10 protein-coding genes are annotated in these 19,603 nt (G+C 72.7%); 6 read left to right on the plus strand and 4 right to left on the minus strand.

What is annotated here, in order from left to right:
• Positions 1–14: 14 nt before the first annotated feature.
• Genes A6A27_RS32350 through A6A27_RS32365 form a run of 4 tightly spaced genes read right to left on the minus strand, consistent with a single transcriptional unit; the run spans position 15 to position 3,877 of the window.
• On the minus strand, positions 15–1,082 hold the full coding sequence (locus A6A27_RS32350) for an ABC transporter ATP-binding protein (protein ID WP_073838418.1): 1,068 nt from the start codon (positions 1,080–1,082) through the stop codon (positions 15–17).
• Positions 1,079–1,849 carry an ABC transporter permease gene (locus tag A6A27_RS32355; RefSeq protein WP_073838419.1) on the minus strand — a complete coding sequence of 257 codons (771 nt, stop codon included), beginning with the start codon at positions 1,847–1,849 and terminating at the stop codon, positions 1,079–1,081. Before A6A27_RS32355 ends, A6A27_RS32350 begins: the two co-directional genes overlap by 4 nt.
• A complete protein-coding gene (locus tag A6A27_RS32360) occupies positions 1,842–2,765 on the minus strand; it encodes an ABC transporter permease (RefSeq protein ID WP_198940535.1) in 924 nt (307 codons plus the stop codon). Before A6A27_RS32360 ends, A6A27_RS32355 begins: the two co-directional genes overlap by 8 nt.
• Entirely contained in the window at positions 2,762–3,877 is a 1,116-nt protein-coding gene (locus A6A27_RS32365) for a polyamine ABC transporter substrate-binding protein (protein ID WP_198940536.1), read from the minus strand. Before A6A27_RS32365 ends, A6A27_RS32360 begins: the two co-directional genes overlap by 4 nt.
• A 133-nt stretch (positions 3,878–4,010) precedes the next feature.
• On the opposite strand from A6A27_RS32365, the gene A6A27_RS32370 reads away from it, so the two are divergent.
• The 6 genes from A6A27_RS32370 to A6A27_RS32395 all read left to right on the plus strand — a co-directional run bounded on the left by A6A27_RS32370 (position 4,011) and on the right by A6A27_RS32395 (position 19,594).
• Complete coding sequence (locus A6A27_RS32370) at positions 4,011–5,078, plus strand: hypothetical protein (RefSeq protein ID WP_073838420.1); 1,068 nt, start codon at positions 4,011–4,013, stop codon at positions 5,076–5,078.
• A 14-nt stretch (positions 5,079–5,092) separates the two neighbouring features.
• Entirely contained in the window at positions 5,093–6,070 is a 978-nt protein-coding gene (locus A6A27_RS32375) for an SIS domain-containing protein (RefSeq protein ID WP_073838421.1), read from the plus strand.
• Between the two features lie 121 nt (positions 6,071–6,191).
• Complete coding sequence (locus A6A27_RS32380; RefSeq protein WP_073838422.1) at positions 6,192–7,802, plus strand: flavin monoamine oxidase family protein; 1,611 nt, start codon at positions 6,192–6,194, stop codon at positions 7,800–7,802.
• Between the two features lie 380 nt (positions 7,803–8,182).
• Entirely contained in the window at positions 8,183–10,990 is a 2,808-nt protein-coding gene (locus tag A6A27_RS32385; RefSeq protein WP_198940537.1) for a family 78 glycoside hydrolase catalytic domain, read from the plus strand.
• 75 nt (positions 10,991–11,065) lie between these two features.
• Entirely contained in the window at positions 11,066–15,724 is a 4,659-nt protein-coding gene (locus tag A6A27_RS32390) for a family 78 glycoside hydrolase catalytic domain (protein ID WP_083673032.1), read from the plus strand.
• A gap of 21 nt (positions 15,725–15,745) precedes the next feature.
• A complete protein-coding gene (locus tag A6A27_RS32395) occupies positions 15,746–19,594 on the plus strand; it encodes a family 78 glycoside hydrolase catalytic domain (RefSeq protein ID WP_073838423.1) in 3,849 nt (1,282 codons plus the stop codon).
• The last annotated feature ends 9 nt before the right edge of the window (positions 19,595–19,603 follow it).

Here is a 19,603-nt window from a genome sequence, read left to right on the forward strand (position 1 = left end):
ATGGCGCCCGGCGGTCAGGCCCGGTCGAGCAGCACGGCGTCGGCACCCGACCAGTCCACCCGGGTCTTGTCGCCGAGCCCCACCGCGGCGGCGCCGGCGACCGTGGCCAGCAGCGGCCGGTCGAGCCCGGTCACGTCCACCGCCACCCGCGTGGTGCCACCGAAGAAGGTCACGTCGCGCACCACCCCGACCAGGCCGCCGTCGGCACCCAGGCGCACCCGCTCGGGACGCACCGCCAGGGTCGCGGTGGCCCCGACGGCGTCCGGGGCGGCGGGGCAGGGCAGCACCCCGACGTCCGGCACCCGCAGCCCGTCGGTGGTGACCACGCCGGTGATCAGGTTGTTAGCCCCGATGAAGTCCGCCACGAACAGGTCGGCGGGCCGCTCGTACAGGGGCACCGGCGCGTCGATCTGCCGCACTCGGCCCTCGCTCATCACGGCGATCCGGTCGGCCAGCGACATCGCCTCCTCCTGGTCGTGGGTGACGACCACGAAGGTGATGCCCACCTCGTGCTGCAACCGCTTGAGCTCCAGCTGCATCTCGGCGCGCACCTTCTTGTCCAGCGCCGACAGGGGCTCGTCGAGCAGCAGCAGCCGGGGCCGCTTCACGATCGCCCGGGCCAGTGCGACGCGCTGCCGCTGGCCGCCCGAGAGCTGGTGCGGGCGACGGCGGGCCAGTCCGGTGAGCCCGACGGTGGCGAGCACCTCGTCCACCCGTTCGCGGATCTCCCGCCTCGGCACGCCTTCGCGCTCCAGCCCGTACGCGATGTTCTTGGCCACGTTCATGTGCGGGAACAGCGCGTAGGACTGGAACATCAGGTTGACCGGCCGCCGGTGCGGTGCCATAGCGAGCAGGTCGGCGCCGTCGAGGGTCACCGAGCCGCTGTCCGGGTGCTCGAAGCCGGCGAGGATCCGCAGCAGGGTCGTCTTGCCGCAGCCGCTCGGGCCCAGCAGGGCGAAGAACTCCCCCTGGCGGATCTCCAGGCTGACCTGCTCCAGCGCCTGCACGTCGCCGAAGCGTCGACTGACGGACTGGATGCTGACCAGGGGTTCGCCGGTTGGCGCACCACGATGCTCGCTCATAGGGACTCCGTGAGACGGGACAGGCGCTGGGCCGCGATCACGAACGTGAAGCTGACCGCCAGCAGCAGCGTGGCCAGGGCGTTGATCTCGGGGGTGACACCGAAACGCACCATCGAATAGATCACGATGGGCAGCGTCGGGTCCTGCGGGCCGGCGGTGAAGAAGGCGATGACGAACTCGTCGATGGACAGGGAGAAGGCCAGCAGCGCACCGGCGATGATGCCCGGGGCGAGCGACGGCAGCGTGATCCGGACGAAAGTCTGCACCGCCGTGGCGCCCAGGTCTCGGGAGGCTTCCTCCAGGGACCCGTCGATGTGGGCCAGCCGGGTGCGGACCACCGCCGCGACGAAGGCCGTGCCGAACACCGTGTGCGCCAGCAGGATCGAGTGCAGGCCGAGCGTGAACTGAACGGCGGTGTAGAAGGCGAGCAGCCCGATGGCGAGCACGATGTCGGGCAGCACCGCCGGCGCCACGGCGATCGCGTCGAGCAGCTTCGACCGCGTGTAGCGGGCGAGGCCGACGGCGAGCAGGGTACCGAGCACCGTGGACAGCGCGGTGGCGCCGGCCGCGACGACCAGCGTGTTGATCAGCCCCTCGCGCACCGCCCGGTCGTCGAACAGGCGCCCGTACCAGGCGGTGTCGAACCCGTCCCACCGGTACGGGGTCTCGGCGGCGTTGAACGACATGACCACGAGGACCACGATCGGCAGGTAGAGAAAGAGGTACGTCAGGCCCGCCGGGACGTACAGCCAGCTGAACCTACGCACGGTTTCCCCCTGCCAGCCGTCGTGTCGCCCACGCCTGGGCCATGAGCAGCAGGACGAGCAGGGCGATCACGACGAGCGCCAGGGTCGAGCCGAACGGCCAGTCCCGCGCCTTCAGGAACTGGTCGCGGATGAGGTTGCCGACCATCACCGTGCGACCGCCGCCGAGCAGTTCGGGGACGACGAAGTTGCCCAGGCTGGGCACGAACACGAAGACACAGCCGGTCAGCACACCGGGCAGGGTGAGCGGCAGGGTCACCGACCAGAAGGTTCGGGCCGGCCGGGCGCCCAGGTTCGCCGACGCCTCGCGGAGCTGGGGGTCGAGCCGTTCGATCGCCGAGTACAGCGGCAGGACCATCAGTGGCAGGTAGGCGTAGAGCAGGCCGCCGACGACGGCTCCGGGCGTGTAGAGCAGCTCCAACGGCCGGTCGATCGCCCCGATCCCGGTCAGCGTCCGGTTGATCACGCCCTCGCTGTTGAGCAGGATGATCCACGCGTAGGTGCGGATGAGGAAGTTGGTCCAGAACGGCAGGACCACGAGGACGAGCGCCACCGTGCGCCAGCGGCGGGGGAGCCGGGCGATGAGGTACGCGGTCGGATAGCCGAGCAGCAGCGCGAGCAGTGTGGTGAGCCCGGCCAGCTTCACCGAGGTCCAGATGACGCCCAGGTAGAGCCCGTCGGCGACCCGGGTGAAGTTGTCCGTCGAAGCCTCGTACACGATCCCACCGAAGCGGCCCCGGTGGAACAGCGTGTAGCTGAGCACGAGCGCGAGCGGCACGAGCAGGAAGACCACCAGGTAGCCCAGCCCGGGCCCGAGGGTGGCCAGCCGCCCGGCGAGGCGCTCCCGTCGGGCGGCGCGCCGCCCGCGCGGACCGACGTCCGTGCGGGCGGCGCGCTGGGGGGTGAGAGTTGAGCTCACTTGCTGGCCGACACCTCGGTCGCGATCCGGGTGTACGCCGGCGCGGCGTCACCCAGGTCGACCGGAACCTCGCCCTTGAGCAGCTCGGCGGGGGGCGTCTTCAGCTCCGGGTGGGTGTCCAGCAGCTTGGCGTCGACCTTGGCCATGGCCGCGGCGTTCGGCACCTTGTAGAGGATGTTCTCGGCGGCCCAGGAGTGGTTGCCCGGGTCGAGGATGTAGTTGATGAAGGCGTGCGCCGCCTCCTTGTTCTTCGATGTCTTCAAGACCACCATGGTGTCCACCCAGAGGTCGCTGCCCTCCTTGGGCACCACGAACTTGATCTTCGGGTCGTCGGTGGGGCACCAGCCGTCCCACGCCTCGACCAGGGCGGCCTCGCCGGACTTGAGCCGGTCGCCGAAGGTGGTGTCGTCGTAGGCCAGCAGCGTCTTCTTCGCGGTGAGCAGCTTCTGCTTCACCTGCTCCAACTGCTCGGCGTCGGTGGTGTTAGCCGAGAAGCCGAGCACCTTCTGGGCCGGCAGCATGAGCCACCGTTCGGTGGCCATCATGGTCACCTTCTTGGCCAGCTGCGGCCTGGGCGAGAGCAGGTCCTCCCAGCTGTCGGGGGTGTAGCCGGTCAGGTCGGTGCGGTAGCACAGGCCGGTCGTGCCCCAGGTGTACGGCACGGAGAACTTGTTGCCCTTGTCGTACGCCAGTTGCCCGGCCTCCGGGTAGAGGTTCTTGAGGTTGGGTACGAGATCGGTGTGAATCGGCTCGAGCAGGCCCTGCTCGGCCAGCGCCTGGGCGAATTGTCCGGAGACGAACGCGACGTCGATGCCACTGTCCGCGCCCGCGGTCAGCTTCGCCATGATCTCTTCGTTGGTGGCGTGCTTGGTGACGGTGACCGCCGGACCCTTCGCCGTCTTGAACTTCTCGGGAAGATCCTCCGGCATGTAGCCGTCCCAGTTGGAGACCGTGAGCTTCTGCTTGCTCAGGTCCGCGTTCGGGTCGAGGGCATCCGGGCCGGCGGCGCCGGCGTTGTCGGAGCCACCGCCGCACGCCGCCACGGCGAGCACGAGGCCCGCGACGAGGGCGGCTGAAACGGCGGTACGCCGGGCACTTCTGAACGGCAACACTCGGCACTCCCGTCGAGAGTCGAGACAGTGCACCGGAGTGTTGCAATGCAAGTCAACGTGCGCAAGACTCGTGCCGCCTTTTGTAGCCGACTTTTTACGCCGGAAACTGAACTTGGATTCAACACATGCCCCAGTGCCGCCCGGTGCCTCCGCCGCGCTCGTCGAGGCCCTCGCCACCGGAGGCGCGATCACCGGCCTACGGGTGCGTCGCTTCGTCCCGCTCGCCCGAGGTCCCCTCGGGGAACGACTGATCACCGTCGACCAGACCAACACCTCGGTCGTGGTGGGCGAACGCGTCGTGGTCAAGTGGATGCGCCCCGTTGCGACGCCCGACCGCGCCCCCGACCTGCTCGCCCACCTGGCGGCCGCAAACTTCACCCGTACGCCCACCCCGTACGCGGCCGTCTACCGGGACGAGCCGGATGGCGGTCTGGCGGCGGTCGTGACCGGCTTCCTGCCGGATGCCGCCGACGGGTGGGACTGGTGCGTCGACGCCCTGCTCCACCAGCTCGACGGGGGACCGCCCGCCGATCTGGCCGGCGACCTCGGGGCGCTGGCCGCCGAACTGCACTGTGCCCTGGCCACCCCGTCCGAGGCCATCCCGGCGCCCGTGGCGGTCAGCCATCGGGACTGGGCGGCCGACGGCCTGGCCGTCCTCGACCAGGCACGCCGGCTCGTCGCCGCCGCCGACGACGAGGACGCCCGGTGGTTCACCGCCCGGGTGCCCCGGCTCGCCGCCGACATCTGGCGGTCCCGCGAGGTGGACCGGGCGTACGTCATCCAACCGCACGGCGACCTGCACGTGGGACAGGTGCTGCGCTGGCGAGGCGGCCTCGCGGTGACCGACTTCGACGGCAACCCGACCCTCGCGGCGGCCGCCGGCGGCACCCTCACCGAACCGGCCGCGCGGGACGTGGCGCAGCTGCGCACCAGCCTGCTGCACGTCGGGCAGATCGCCAACCGGCGGACCGAAGGCCGGCACCGGCCCGCCGTCGCCGACTGGTGCCGGCGCGGCGTCGACGACCTGCTCGCGGCCTACCTCCGCACCCTGCACGAGCGCGGCATGGCGCACCTGTTCGACGAGCGGCTGCTGCGACCGTTCGAGGTCGAGCAGGAGTGCCGCGAGCTGTGCTACGCCGCCCGTTTCCTGCCCCGCTGGCGGTACGCCCCGATGGGCGTCCTGCGTAGCTGGTACGACTGACCCGAGGAGAAACCGTGGACCCCCGCCTGTTCCTGGCCGACCTGGAAGCCAAGCCGGAGTCGCTGCGCCGCCTGGCCGCGACGCTCACCGACGGCGACCCGTGGCACGGGCTGCCCGACCGGGTCGAGCGGGTCCTCCTGCTCGGGATGGGCAGTTCCCGCTACGCGGCCGAGATGGCCGCACTGCGGCTGCGCGCCGCGGGTGTCGACGCGGTCGCCGAGTACGCCTCGACCGCCACCAGCTATCCGCCCGGGCCGCGGACCCTGGTGGTGGCCATCTCCGCCACCGGGACCAGCCAGGAGACCCTCGACGCCACCAGCCACTACCAGGGTTCGGCCCCACTCGTCGCGCTGACCAACGTGCCGGACTCGCCGCTGGCGAAGGTGGCCGACCTCGTGGTCCCGATGCACGCCGGCGTCGAGGCCGGCGGGGTGGCCTGCCGGACCTTCCAACACACCCTGGTGCTGCTGCTGGATCTGGTGGCCCGACTGACCGCGCAACGGGCCGCCCCGGGTGACCGCCGGCGGGACATCGCGGGCCTGGCCCGGCGCGCCGCGGACGCCACCGAGGATCTGCTGACCCGCCGGGACGAATGGCTGCCCGTGGCCGTCGAAGTCCTGGACGGTCCGCACGGCGTCTACACCCTCGCGCCGGCCGAGCGGCTCTCGTCGGCGATGCAGTCGGCGTTGATGGTGCGCGAGGGTCCCCGCCGTCCCGCCGACGGATGCGAGACGGGGGACTGGTCGCACGTCGACGTCTACCTCACCAAGACACTCGACTACCGCGCCCTGCTCTTTCCCGGCTCCCGCTACGACGGACCAGCGCTGGACTGGCTGCGGCAGCGGGCGGCCACGGTGCTCGCCGTCGGCGCCGAGGTTACCGGCGCCGCAGCGACGGTCCGCTATCGCGGCGACGACGAGCCCGCCGTACGCCTGCTCACCGAGACGCTGGTCGCCGAGCTCGCGGCCGCCCGGTGGTGGGCTGACTCCTGAAAGCGTGATCAGCTCCGACGCGTTGCTGTGTTCGAGGCCAGTGAACTTCTTGACTGTCTAACTGAATCCGGCTTTAAATGTCGGGCACGCCAGCTCAGGCGTTCGCGACCGGAGGTCAGTCATGAGATCCAGAGGTCGAACACCACTCACCAGCCGCCTGCGTGCCACGCTCGCCGCGCACGCCGAATCCGAACGGACCGGCATCCCGGTCGACGAAGTCATCGAGATGCACGCCGCGGGGCTGTCCCGCCGCAAGCTGCTCGGCGGCGCCGCCGCCGTCGGGGCCGCCACCGTCGCCGCGGCGGCCGGCCTGCCCCGCCCCGTCAGCGCGGCGGCCGCGCCCGCCCCGCCGCCGTCGGTGACCATCGTGGGAGCGGGTCTCGCCGGCATCCGCGCCGCCCACTGGCTCTACAAGGTCAAGGGGATCCGGGCCGCCGTATACGAGGGCAGCTCCCGGATCGGCGGCCGCTGCTACACCCTGCGGAACTTCTTCGACGACGGCGTTGTCGTCGAGCACGGCGGGGCATTCATCAACACCGAACACAACACGATCCGCAACCTCGCCAACAGCCTCGGACTCAGCCTCCGCGACGTGGGCGGCGGCAACCAGCCACCCGGCGGGGACAGGTACTGGATCGACGGAGCGGACTACCCCTACAGCGCGGCGAACGCCGACTGGGGTCAGGTCTACCAGGCGTTCAAGGCCGCTCAGCAGGCGGCGCCGTACCCGCAGCGGTACGACAGCTACACGGCGAGGGGCCTGGCGCTGGACAACCAGACGGTCAACCAGTGGCTGGACGCCAACGTGCCGGGCGGTCTCTCCAGCCGCTTCGCCAAGCTCATGCAGAGCAACGCCGTCGCCGAGTACGGCATGGATCCGGACCAGCAGTCCGCGCTCAACCTGATCTACCTGCTCGCCTGGAACGGGCCGAACTCACTGGCCCCGCTCACCGGCGGCGACGAGAAGTACACCATCATCGGCGGCAACGACCAGCTACTGACCGCCATGCACGCCCAGTTGCCGGCCGGCACCGTCACCCTGGACCGAAAGCTGGTGGCGGTCAAGGCGAACGCCAACGGCTCGGTGACCTGCACCTTCCAGGCCGGCAACACGTTTGTCGACGTGACCTCCGGCAAGGTCATCCTCGCCCTGCCCTTCACCATGCTGCGGGAGTGTGACCTGTCCAAGGCCGGGTTCTCGACCGTGAAGATGCGCTCCATCAACGAGTTTGACCTGGGCAGCAACGCGAAGATCCACGTCCAGTTCACCCGGCGGCCCTGGGTGACGCAGGGCTACGGCGGCTCCACCTACACCAACGTCACCGGATTCCAGTGCGCCTGGGACGACGCGGTCAACCAGGCGACCACCACCGGCGTGCTCTGCGAGTTCCCGGGCGGCAGCCAGACGAAGGCGTGGACCGGCGCGCCGTTCGGCGCGGCACCGGCCGCCGAGGTCACGTCGTTCCTGACCCAACTGGAACCCATCTACCCGGGCATCACCGCCGCCTACAACGGCAAGGCATACCGGGACGCCTGGCCGCTCAACCCCTGGTCGAAGGGCGCCTACTCGAGCCTCAAGCCGGGCCAGTACACCCGCTTCTTCGGCATCGAGGCCGCCCGCGAGGGCAACGTCCACTTCGCGGGCGAGCACACCTCGATCGAGTACTTCGGCTACCTCAACGGGGCGGTCGAGTCCGGCGAGCGCGCCGCCAAGGAGGTCACCGGCCCGTAGTCGACGGGACGCCAGCGGCAGCGCGTGACGGTGCTGCCTCAACGGGGGTGCCGCCGGTGGGCATGAGGCAGCACCACACGCCCGGCTTCTGCTCAGCCGGGTGCACGAAGGTATCGACCCGCCACGACGAGTGTGCGGCGCTACGAACTTGATGACGAGAATGAATCGGACTGGGCCTGGGGTTGTTTCTCGTCTGGTCGTGTCGAGCTGATGGCGTAGACGAGTCAGCCCACCGGCACCTGCGAACGATTCAATGGAAAGTAGCTTGCGCGAGGCGTGGCTGGACCTGCTGGGTGGCCGGATCCGGCCATCGTGAATGTCTTCACAGGAGGGACACGAGCACGTAGCCTGCCTGAAACGATTCATGGGCGGAGGCAGGCGTGACACCTCAGACTCCCGGATCCCCGCTGCTCGCCAGGCGCCGGACGGCGTTGGCCCTGGCGGCGGCGACCGCCGTCGCCACGGTCGTCGCCGGGGCCCCACCGGCCTCGGCCGCCCGAGGTCACGCCCCGGGCGCCCCGGCCGCGCTGACGGTCGACGACCGGACCCACCCGCTCAACGTCGAGGGCACCCCGCGCTTCGGCTGGCTGCCACAGGACGCCGACCCGGGGGAGACGCAGACGGCCTACCGGATCACCGTCAGCGAGTCCGGCGGCGACCAGGTGTGGGACTCCGGCAAGGTCGTCTCGGACCAGCAGTCCTATGTGCCCTACGGCGGGCCCGCCCTGCGCGCCGGCGCGGCGTACCAGTGGTCGGTGCGCACCTGGGACCGCACCGACCAGCAGTCCCCGCCCGGCACCGGCGCCTTCGAGACCGGCATCTCCGACACCCAGTGGGAGGGCGCCGCCTGGATCCGCCGCACCACCACCGAGGCCGACGACTACACCCTGGCCCGCACCGAGGTACGCCCCAGCGCCAGCCCGGTGGTCCGGGCCCGCTCCTACACCGCCGCCGACCACACCTACGAGCTTTACCTCAACGGCACCCGCGCCGACCGGGGCACCTCCTTCGGCTACCCCGGCGAGGACTACTACCAGGCCGCCGACGTCACCGACCTCGTGACCGCCGGCGAGCCGCTGGCCATCGGGGTGCGCTACCACTGGTACGGCAGCGGCCAGGGCCGGCCCGCCGGCGCCCGGGGCCTGCTGATGAAGCTGGTGGTCGAGCACGCGGACGGGACCCGGGAGGTGTTCGTCACCGACGGATCGTGGCGGGTCGCTCGGGACACCCAGTTCGTCGCGAACGCCGAGCGCCGCAACGGCGAGGGCGACCGGGTCGAGCGGCAGGACGCCCGCGCCGAGGTGACCGGCTGGACGTGGCCCGGCTACGACGACAGCGTCGCGCCGTTCAGGGCCGCCGAGGTGGTCGGCGCGCATCCGAACGCGGCGTACCCGCGGCTGATCGGGCAGGAGACCCGGCTGGCCGAGACCACGGTCGCTCCGGTCGCACTGCGTACCGCCGACGACGGCACGGTGGTCGCCGACTTCGGGGTGGTCATCCCGGCCCGCCCCGCCGTACGGTTCGACGCCGGCGTGGCCGGTCGCACCGTGACCGTGCGGGCCGGCTACACCCTCACCGACACCGGCCGGGTCGCCACGTCGACCCTGCAGTCGCAGGGCACCAACATGAGCTTCCCCTACCTGCAGAAGGACGGCCCGCAGCAGTTCCGCGCCTTCACCCACCTCGGCTTCCGCTACCTGGAGATCCCCGACGCGGGCGAGGAGATCGCGCTCGACGACATCTCCGCCGTGGTGGTGCACAGCGACGTCCCCGCCGGCCGGGAGGCCAGCTTCGCCAGCTCGGACGCCACCCTCGACGCGGTGTGGACGATGATGAAGCGGTCCGCGCTCTACTCCGTGCAGGAGGCGTTCGTCGACACGCCCACGCGGGAGAAGGGCCAGTTCCTCGGCGACGCCGCCAACATCTCCTACGCCACGATGGGTGCCTTCGGTGAGCGTGACGCCACCCAGCAGGCCATCCGCGAGTTCCTCCGCTCCGCCGCCCGCTACTGGAACGCCGGCAACGACCGGGGTCGGTACAACGCCGTCTACCCCAACGGCGACGGCAAGCGGGACATCCCCGACTACTCCCTGATGTTCGTCGACTGGGTGTGGCGGTACTGGACCGAGACCGGCGACCGGGCGCTGCTGGCCGAGGCGTATCCGGCGATCCGCGACACCGCCGACTACGTGCTGCGCCACATCCCGGCCACCGGCCCGACGGCCGGCCTGGTCACTGAACTGGCCGGCGGCAGCGGCGCCTACCGCTACGGCATCGTCGACTGGCCGGAGCCCGGCCGGTTCGGGTACGACATGTCCGCCGCCGCCCGCACGACCATCAACGCCCAGGGTGCCGACGTGCTGCGAACGACCGCCCGGATGGCCGAGGCGCTCGGCCGCCCCGCCGCTGAGGTCACCTCCTACGACGGCCGGGCCGCCGACCTCGCCGCGACGATGAACGCCAAGCTGCGCCGCGCCGACGGCAACTACGTCGACGGGCTGTCGGCCACCGGCGCGCAGAGCGGCCACGCCGGCCAGCACGCCACCTCGTACGCGATCGCCCACGGCGTGGCCCCCCAGGCCGACCTGCCGGCGCTCGCCGACCACCTCTCGGCCATGGGCATGAAGCAGGGGCCGATGACCGCACACTGGCTGCTGGCCGCGCTCGCCGACGCCGGCCGGCCCGACGCGGTGCTGCGGCTGCTGACCAACCCCGACGACCTGGGCTGGGCGAACATCCTCGCCCAGGGCGGCAGCTTCACCTGGGAGGCCTGGACCCTCGACCCGGGCACCAACTTCAGCCAGTCCCACGGTTGGGGCGCGCAGGCCGTGGTCGACGTGCAGGAGACCCTGCTCGGCGTCCGCACCGCCGCCCCGGGCGCCGCCGTGGTGGACGTGGCGCCGCCCGCTGTCGGGCTCGACCACGCGTCCGGTGTCGTGCCCACCCAGCGCGGACCGGTGCGCCTCGACTGGCGGCGCACCGGTGCCGGCCTGCTGGTCGACCTCGAGGTGCCGGTCAACGTCACCGCCCGGGTGGCCCTACCGGTCACCGAGGGCAGGTCCTACCGGGCCGCCGGTCCGAGCAAGGCCACCTTCATCGGGATCGAGAACGGCCGTGCCGTGTTCGAGGTGGGCTCCGGCCGGTCCAGCTTCCACCCGGTCGCCGACTCGGCCGCCCAGCCCCGCTGATCACCCGTCCGGCCGCCCATCGGTCCGGACGCCCACGAAAGTTGGTGCGGACCGCCGCACAGAAGGGTTTGGACCATGAAGCTCACGACGCGGCGCCGACCCCTGCTCTCCGCGGTCGTCGCACTGCTCCTCGGGCTGACGCCGGCGGTGGTGACGGCGGCCCCGGCCGCCGCCGCACCGGAGGCTCCCCAGCTCACGGTGACCGGCCTGACCACCGAGCGGGCGACCGACCCGATCGGGCTCGACGTGGCGCAGCCCCGCCTCGGCTGGCGGATCGAATCCGCCGTCCGGGGCGTGCTCCAGGAGTCGTACCAGGTCCGCGTCGCCACCAGCCAGGCCCGCCTCGACGACGCCGACGTCTGGGACAGCGGCCGCGTCACGTCCCGGCGCAGCACCCTCGTCCCGTACACCGGCCCGGCACTGCAACCCCGCACCCGCTACCTCTGGCAGGTCCGGGTGTGGGACACCGCGGGCCGCGCCTCCGGGTGGAGCGCCCCGGCCTCGTGGGAGACCGGCCTGCGGGGCGCCGAGGGCTGGCGGGCCGACTGGATCGGGCTGCCCCCGCCCACCGAGTCGTGGCGCGACTACACCGTGCAGACCACGGTGCGCCTGGAGCGCGACGCGGCCGGAATCTATCTGCGCGCCCACGGCCCGACCAACGCCTACATGTGGCAGTTCTCCAGCACCGGCGGCACGGCCAAGCTGCGCCCGCACGTGCGCGTCAACGGCGCCTGGACGGTGCTCAAGGAGGTGCCGCTCGGCGCGGTCGTGCCGCCCGACAAGCTCACCGCCCCGCACACCCTGCGGATCACGGCGGCCGGCGACACCATCACCACCTGGGTCGACGGCACCCAGGTCGACGTCACCCGCGACACCCGGCACCAGGGCGGCTCGGTCGGCCTGCGCACCGACGGAGCTGAGACCGGGGTCTTCTCCGACTTCTCCGTGACCAGCGGCGCAGACACCCTCTTCGCGGCCGCGCTCACCGACGGCGAGAACCCGTTCGGCGGCGGCACCCCCACGTCGAGTGGGCTGCGGGTCACCGGCAACACCGAGGCCATGCTCACCGCCCTGGACGCGAACCCGCTGCTGCGCCGCGGCTTCCGGGTCGACGGGGAGGTCGCCCGCGCCCGGATCTACGCCACCGCGCTCGGCGTCTACCAACTGTCGCTCAACGGGCAGCGGGTCGGCGACCACGAACTGGCACCCGGCTGGACCGACTACCGCAAGCGGGTGCAGTACCAGGCGTACGACGTGACCCGGCAGCTGCGCCACGGCGACAACGCGCTCGGCGCCATGCTCGGCGACGGCTGGTACTCCGGCACCATCGCCTCCTTCGGCACCGACCACTACGGCTCCCGCCCGCACCTGGGGGCCCAACTGGTCATCGACTACACCGACGGCCGCACCGAGACGGTCCGTACCGACGGCTCCTGGCGTGCCGCACCCGGGCCGTTCCTGCTGAGCGACCTGATCCACGGCGAGACCTACGACGCGCGCCGGCTGCCGGCCGGCTGGGACCGGCCCGGCTTCGACGACGCCGGCTGGTCGGCCGCCACCGTCGACGCCCCCGGCGCGACCGGCCCGATCGTCGCCCAGGTCGACCCGCCCGTGCGGGTCGCGCAGGAGCTGCCGGCGCGGGCGCTGACCCAGCCCACCCCCGGCACCTGGATCTTCGACCTCGGCCAGAACATGGTGGGCAAGGTGCGGCTGAAGGTCGACGGGCCCGCCGGCACCACCGTGCGGATCCGGCACGCCGAGGTGCTCAACCCCGACGGCACCGCCTACACCGCCAACCTGCGGTCGGCCCGGGCCACCGACCACTACACCCTCCGCGGCGGCGGCGCCGAGGTCTACGAACCCACGTTCACCTTCCACGGCTTCCGCTACGTCGAGCTGACCGGCTACCCGGGCACCCCCGACCTCTCCACCGTCACCGGCCTGGTCATGCACACCGACGGGGAGCTGACCAGCGAGTTCGAGACCTCCAACGCGATGGTGAACCAGTTGCACAGCAACATCACCTGGGGGCAGCGCGGCAACTTCCTGTCCATCCCCACCGACACGCCCGCCAGGGACGAGCGGCTCGGCTGGACCGGCGACATCAACGTCTTCGCCGAGACCGCGACGTTCAACATGGACAGCCTGACGTTCCTCACCAAGTGGCTGCAGGACCTGCGCGACGCGCAGTCCGCCAACGGGGCGTACCCCGACGTCGCACCCCGCGCCTGCTGCGGCGACGGCGCGACCGGCTGGGCCGACGCCGGCATCACGGTGCCGTACACGCTCTGGCAGCGTTACGGGGACACCGGGGTGATCGAGGAGCACTACGCGTCGATGGTGCGGTACGCCGCCTGGCTGCAGAGCACCAGCTCCGGCAACCGGCGCACCAACGCCGGCCCGTACCTCGACTGGCTCAACCTCGACGACCCGACGCCCGCCGGCGTCATCGGCACCGCGTACTACGCGTACAGCGTCCGGCTGCTCGGGGAGATGGCCGCGGCCATCGGCCGGGACGCCGACGCGGCCCGTTACGCGGCGCTGGCCAGGGACATCGGCAAGGCCTTCGTCGACGCGTACGTTTCGGCCGACGGCACCGTCCAGGGCGACAGCCAGACCGGGTACGTGCTGGCCATCGGCATGGACCTGCTGCCCGAGCCGCTGCGCGGCAAGGCCGCCGACCGGCTGGTCGACAACGTCCGCCGCCACAACTGGCACCTGTCCACCGGCTTCCTCGGCACCCCGGACCTGCTGCCGGCGCTGAGCGACACCGGGCACCTCGACGTCGCCTACCGGCTGCTGCTCAACGACACCTACCCGTCGTGGGGCTACGAGATCGCCAAGGGCGCGACCACGGTCTGGGAGCGCTGGAACTCGATCATGCCGGACGGCAGCTTCGGCGACGTGTCGATGAACTCGTTCAACCACTACGCCTACGGCGCCGTCGGCGACTGGATGTACCGGACCGTCGCCGGCATCCAGCCCGACTCCGGCAATCCCGGCTACACCCACCTCACCTTCGCGCCCCAGCCGGGCGGCGGCCTCACCTCGGCCCGGGCGTTGTACCGCACCGCTCAGGGCGTGATCGGCAGCAACTGGAACCTCGACGCCCGCAGCGACCTGCGGCTACACGTCACCGTCCCGGCGAACACCACCGCGACCGTGCGCATCCCGGCACCCGGGCGGCACGCGGTGACCGAGGGCGGCCGGCCGGCGGACCAGGCCGACAGCGTGCGGTTCGTCCGGATGGACGGCGGGACCGCCGTCTACGAGATCGGTTCCGGCGCCTACTCCTTCGCCGTCGACCGGGTGCTGGGCGACCTGGGCGAAACCGCCGACGCGGTGCAGGCGCTGTCGGCGCTGACCGATGAGCTCGCCGACGACCTGGGCCGACCGGTGGCCGCGCACCTGCGGGCCCAGCTGCGGAAGCTCGCCGACGAGACCACCGCGGCGCGGACCGCGTACCTGGGCGGCGACAGCGCTGCCGCCGCCGGCGAGGTGCACCACGCCCTGGCCACCGCCGCCGACCTGAACCGGTGGCTGCGTACCCAGGCCGGCGTCGGCCGCGTCGCCGCAGCCCACACCGAGCGGTTCAACACCCTGCTCACCCGGGTCGACCAGCGGCTCTCCGCGGCGTCGTCGGCCCTGGTCGGCGCCGTGGTCAAGCTGGACCTGCCGGTGGGTGAGAGGCTGCCCGGCGACGTCGTCCGGGCCAGCGTCGTGGTCGCCAACGGCGGCACCGCACCGATGACCGGGGTGACATCCGACCTGCGCGTTCCCGCCGAGTGGACGGTGACCCCGGTCGGCGACCGGCCCACCACCGTCGCCCCCGGCGCCACCGTCAGCCACCGCTACGACCTGCGCGTCCCCGCCGGCCAGTCCCCGGCCGACGTGGTCGTCGACGGTTCGGCCAGCTACCTCCTCCAGGGCGGCGCCGCCACCCTGCCCGTCGCGGGCACGATCACCACGGCGCCGGCCGTGGTCATCGAATCGGCGTCCGCCACCCCCGCCGCCGTGGCTCCCGGCGCCGCGACCACCGTCGGCGCCGTGCTGCGCAACCGGGCCGCCGTGCCGGTGACCGGGCAGCTCACCACCACGGCGCCCGACGGCTGGCGGGTGGCGTCGCCGACCGCCCGGTACGACCTCGCACCCGGCGCGGAGACCACCGTGTCGACCGTCGTCACCGCACCGGTGACGGTGACGGAAGGGCCGGCGGAGCTCACCATGGCCACCGGCGGCACGGACGCCGAACGGCGCACCCTCGCCGTCCCGGTCCGGTTCACCAACCCGCCGGCCGGCGCGTACGACCACGTCGACCTCGGCGACGCGGCCTCCGAGCAGGCGCACCACCTGACCGCCTCGACCCACTCGGGCACCAACACCGAGGCCGGGCTGACCCGCCGCTACACCAACGTCAGCTACCCCGACGGCTGGTTCGAGTTCGACCTCGCCGTCGCACCCGGCGAACCGTTCGTGCTGCGCGCCGTCGAGACGTACGACCAGGCGCAGCTGAAGGACTACGAGATCGTCGTCGACGGGGTGGTGGCGCACGCCCGCTCCTGGCGGCGCACCGCGGGCGGGGCCGGCACGGTCAGCTACCAGTTCGTCGTCGACCTCCCGGACGCGACCCGCGACGGGGTGGTGCGGGTGCGGTTCCGGGACACCGGTGACGGCTACGACCCGTCGATCGCCGACGTCTGGTCGGCACCCCTGCCCGCCGGCTCGCCGTCCTGACCCGACATCGAGGAGACACCCATGGCTCAGACACCACCGGTCCCGCCACAGGGGACCGAACTCACCCGCCGATCGCTGCTCGGCTGGGGCGTCGCCGGCGCGGGAGCCGTCGCGCTCGGCGCGGGCATCGCCGAGCCGGCGGCGGCCGCACCGCCCCCCGGGGTTGGTGCCGGCCCGCTCTCGGTCGGCCGCCCCCGCACCGAGTACGCCGACCAGCTTCTCGGCACCGACGTCGCCCAGCCCCGCTTCTCCTGGACCGGCACCGCCCCCGGCCACGGTGCCACGCAGAGCGCGTACCAGGTGCTGGTGGCCACCCGTGCCGACCGGCTCACCCCGGACGCGGCCGACGTCTGGGACTCGGGCCGGGTGGCCTCGGCGCGGTCGGTCGGCGTGCCGTACGCCGGCCCGCCCCTGGCCCCGCGGACCCGCTACCACTGGACGGTGCGGGTCTGGGACGGCGCCGGCCGGGAGACGGGGTGGAGCACGCCGACCTGGTTCGAGACCGGTCTGCTGGACGAGGGCTTCGGCGCGGCCCGCTGGGTCGGCGCGCAGCCGGACGTCGCGCAGGCACCGCTCGACTTCGCCGGGGCGTCGTGGATCTGGTCGCCCGGGGCCAGCTCGAGCAACGCGCCGGCCGGTACCCGCTGGTTCCGGGGCCGGCTCGCGGTGCCCGCCGGGGTCGAGATCGCCGCCGCGCACCTCGTCGTCACCGCCGACGACGACTACACCGCCTACCTCGACGGGCGTCAGGTGCTGCACGCCCCGCAGCAGACCGACGGCTGGAAGAGCGCCGAGCTCGCCGACGTCACCGAACTGGCCCGCGCGGCCGTCGGCCGCACGCTCACCCTGGCCGCGGTGGCCACGAACCGGCCCGGCCCGTCGGTGAACCCGGCCGGCCTGCTGGCCAAGCTGGTGCTGGTGACCGCCGCCGGGCAGCGGCTCGTGCTGGTCACCGACGGCTCCTGGCGCAGCTCGGACACCGAACGGCCGGGCTGGCAGGAGGCCGGGTACGACGACGCCGGCTGGGCCGCCGTGGCCGTGCTCGCCCCCTACGGGCAGGGGCCGTGGGGCGGCAACGTCACCGTGCCCCAGCCCCGGTCCCTGGACCTGGCCGGCGCCTCCTGGGTATGGGGGCCGGGCGCCACGGTGAACAACGCGCCCGTCGGCCCGCGCTGGTTCCGCGGCCGGCTGACCCTGCCCGCGGGGCACGACGTCGCCTCCGCCCGGCTGATCATGAGCGCCGACGACGATTTCACCGCGTACCTGGCCGGTCGGCTCACCCTGTCGGCGCCCCAGCAGACCGACGGCTGGCGCACCGCCCGGGTCGCGGACGTCACCGAGCTGGCCCGCCAGGCCGTCGGCGGTGACCTGGTGCTGGCCGCGATCGCCACCAACCGGGCGGGTGCGTCGGTCAACCCCGGTGGCCTCATCGTGAAGCTCGTCGTACGCACCACCGACAGCCGGGAGCTGGTGCTGGTCACCGACGCCGGCTGGCGGACCACCGGCACCGTCGAGTCCGGCTGGGAGCAGCCGGGCCACGACGACTCGGCCTGGTCGCCGGCGGTCGTGCTCGCTCCGTACGGGCAGGGACCGTGGGGCAGTGGCATCGAGCCGCCGGTGGAGGAGCGGCCCGCCCCGCTGCTGCGGCGCGCGTTCCGGCTGACCAAGCCGGTGACCCGCGCCCGGCTGTACGCCAGCGGCGTCGCCTACCAGGTGCTGCACGTCAACGGGAAGCGGGTCGGCACCGCGGTGCTGGACCCGGGGTTCACCGACTACGACGACACCGTCCTGTACGTGACGCACGACGTCACCGACCTGCTGGCCGAGGGGCAGAACGTCCTCGGCGCCGAGCTGGGCCGCGGCTTCTACGGCATGACCACCCGCAACGTGTGGCGCTGGCACCAGCCGCCCTGGCACGGCGAGCCCCGGCTGCTCGCCCGCCTCGTCGTGGAGCACCCGGACGGGTCGCGCACCGAGATCGTCAGCGACGACGCCTGGCGGATCACCGCCGGCCCCACCCTGTCCAACTCGCTGTTCGCGGGGGAGACCTACGAGGCCCGGCAGGAGCCGGCGGGCTGGACGACTGCCGGGTTCGACGACGCCGGGTGGGCCCGGGCGAGCGTCCTGGACGCCCCGGCCGGCACGCTGCGCGCCCAGGAGCACGAGCCGATCCGGGTGGTGGAGTCCGTCGCCCCGGTCGCCCTCAGCTCGCCGCGCGCCGGTGTCTGGGTGGCCGACTTCGGCCGGACCACCGCCGGCTGGGTCCGGCTGCGCACCACCGCCCCGGCCGGCACCACGATCCGCATCCTGTACGGCGAGAAGCTGCGCGCCGACGGCACCGTCGAGGCGTCCAACGGCAACGTGCAGAGCGCCCGCTTCCAGCAGGACGAGTACGTCGCCCGGGGCGGCGGCGAGGAGGTGTGGGAGCCGCAGTTCTCGTACAAGGGCTTCCGCTACGTGCAGCTCGACGGCCTGCCCGGCGCGGCCACCACCGGCACGGTCACCATGCGGGTGGTGCACTCCGACGTCCGGGACGTCGGCGAGTTCCGGTGCAGCGAACCGCTGTTCGAGCAGTTCGAGCAGATGATGCGCCGTACGGTGCGCAACAACCTGCACGGCATCCCCACCGACACCCCGATGTACGAGAAGAACGGCTGGACCGGTGACGCGCAGGTGGCCGCGCCCACCATGGCGGGCCTGCTCGACCTGTCCCGGTTCTTCACCAAGTGGCTCGGCGACCTGCGCGACAGCCAGGTCACCTCCGGGCAGGTGCCGGTGATCGTGCCCAGCGGCGGCTGGGGCTACCAGGAACTCGCCCCGGCGCCGGAGTGGACGACGGTCTACCCGTTCCTGCTGCGCGAGATGCACCGCTGGTACGGCGACGACCGGCTGCTGCGCCAGCACTGGCAGCCGGTGGTCGACTATCTGGACTGGGAACTGGGGCGGCTGCGCGACGGCCTGGCTGTGACCGCGCTCGGGGACTACCTGTCGCCCGGCACCGGGGGCAACCCGCCCGAGGACACCCGGCTCACCGCGACCGCGTACCTGCACCGGGCGCTGGTGGCCACGGCCGAGGTCGGCGAGCTGACCGGACAGAACGGGCCGGCGGCCCGGTTCCGCACCGCGGCCGCGGGGCTGCGGAACCGGCTGAACGAGACGTTCCTGGACCGGACGCGCGGGCTGTACCGCACCGACCGCGATCCCGGCTACCGGCAGACGTCCAACGCGGTGCCGCTGGCGTTCGGGCTGGTGCCCGACGACCTGGTCGGGAAGGTGGTGGACAACCTGGTCGCCGACATCCGGGAGCGGGGCTGGCACCTCAACACCGGCTGCCTCGGCACCAGCGTGCTGCTGCCGGTGCTGACCGAGCACGGCCACGCCGACGTGGCAGCCCGGGTGGCCCGGCAGCGGACCTACCCGAGCTGGGGCTACTGGGTGGACAACGGCGCCGACACCATGTGGGAGATGTGGCCGACGTCGACCCGCTCGCGCCAGCACTACTTCCACGGCACCGTCGTGCAATGGCTCTATGAGCACGTGGCCGGCCTGCGGCCGGTCGCCGACGGCTGGGCGCGCATGGTGGTGCGGCCGGACGCCCGCGCCGAGGTGTCCGCCGCATCGGCGGCGGTGGACACGGTCCGCGGCCGGGCGTCGTCGGCCTGGCGGCGCCAGGACGGCGGGTTCGAGCTGACCGTGCAGGTGCCGGTCGGCGCCACCGCCGAGGTGCACGTGCCCGCCGCGCGGGCCGAGGACGTCGAGGCGTCACCGGGCGGGCTGGTGACCGCCCGCCGGATGGCGGACGGTTACCTGGTGCACACGGTGGGCGCGGGAACCTGGCGGTTCGTCAGCAGTTCCGCGCCGACTGCCTGAGGACGGCGA

The organism is Micromonospora sp. CB01531 (assembly GCF_001905095.1).
Classification (GTDB): Bacteria; Actinomycetota; Actinomycetes; order Mycobacteriales; family Micromonosporaceae; genus Micromonospora.

What these genes read in the sequence shown, in the direction of transcription:
- A6A27_RS32350 (WP_073838418.1), bottom strand. Translation starts at nt 1,082, where the DNA reads ATGAGCGAGCATCGTGGTGCGCCAACCGGCGAACCCCTGGTCAGCATC.
- A6A27_RS32395 (WP_073838423.1), top strand. Translation starts at nt 15,746, where the DNA reads ATGGCTCAGACACCACCGGTCCCGCCACAGGGGACCGAACTCACCCGC.
- A6A27_RS32380 (WP_073838422.1), top strand. Translation starts at nt 6,192, where the DNA reads ATGAGATCCAGAGGTCGAACACCACTCACCAGCCGCCTGCGTGCCACG.
- A6A27_RS32390 (WP_083673032.1), top strand. Translation starts at nt 11,066, where the DNA reads ATGAAGCTCACGACGCGGCGCCGACCCCTGCTCTCCGCGGTCGTCGCA.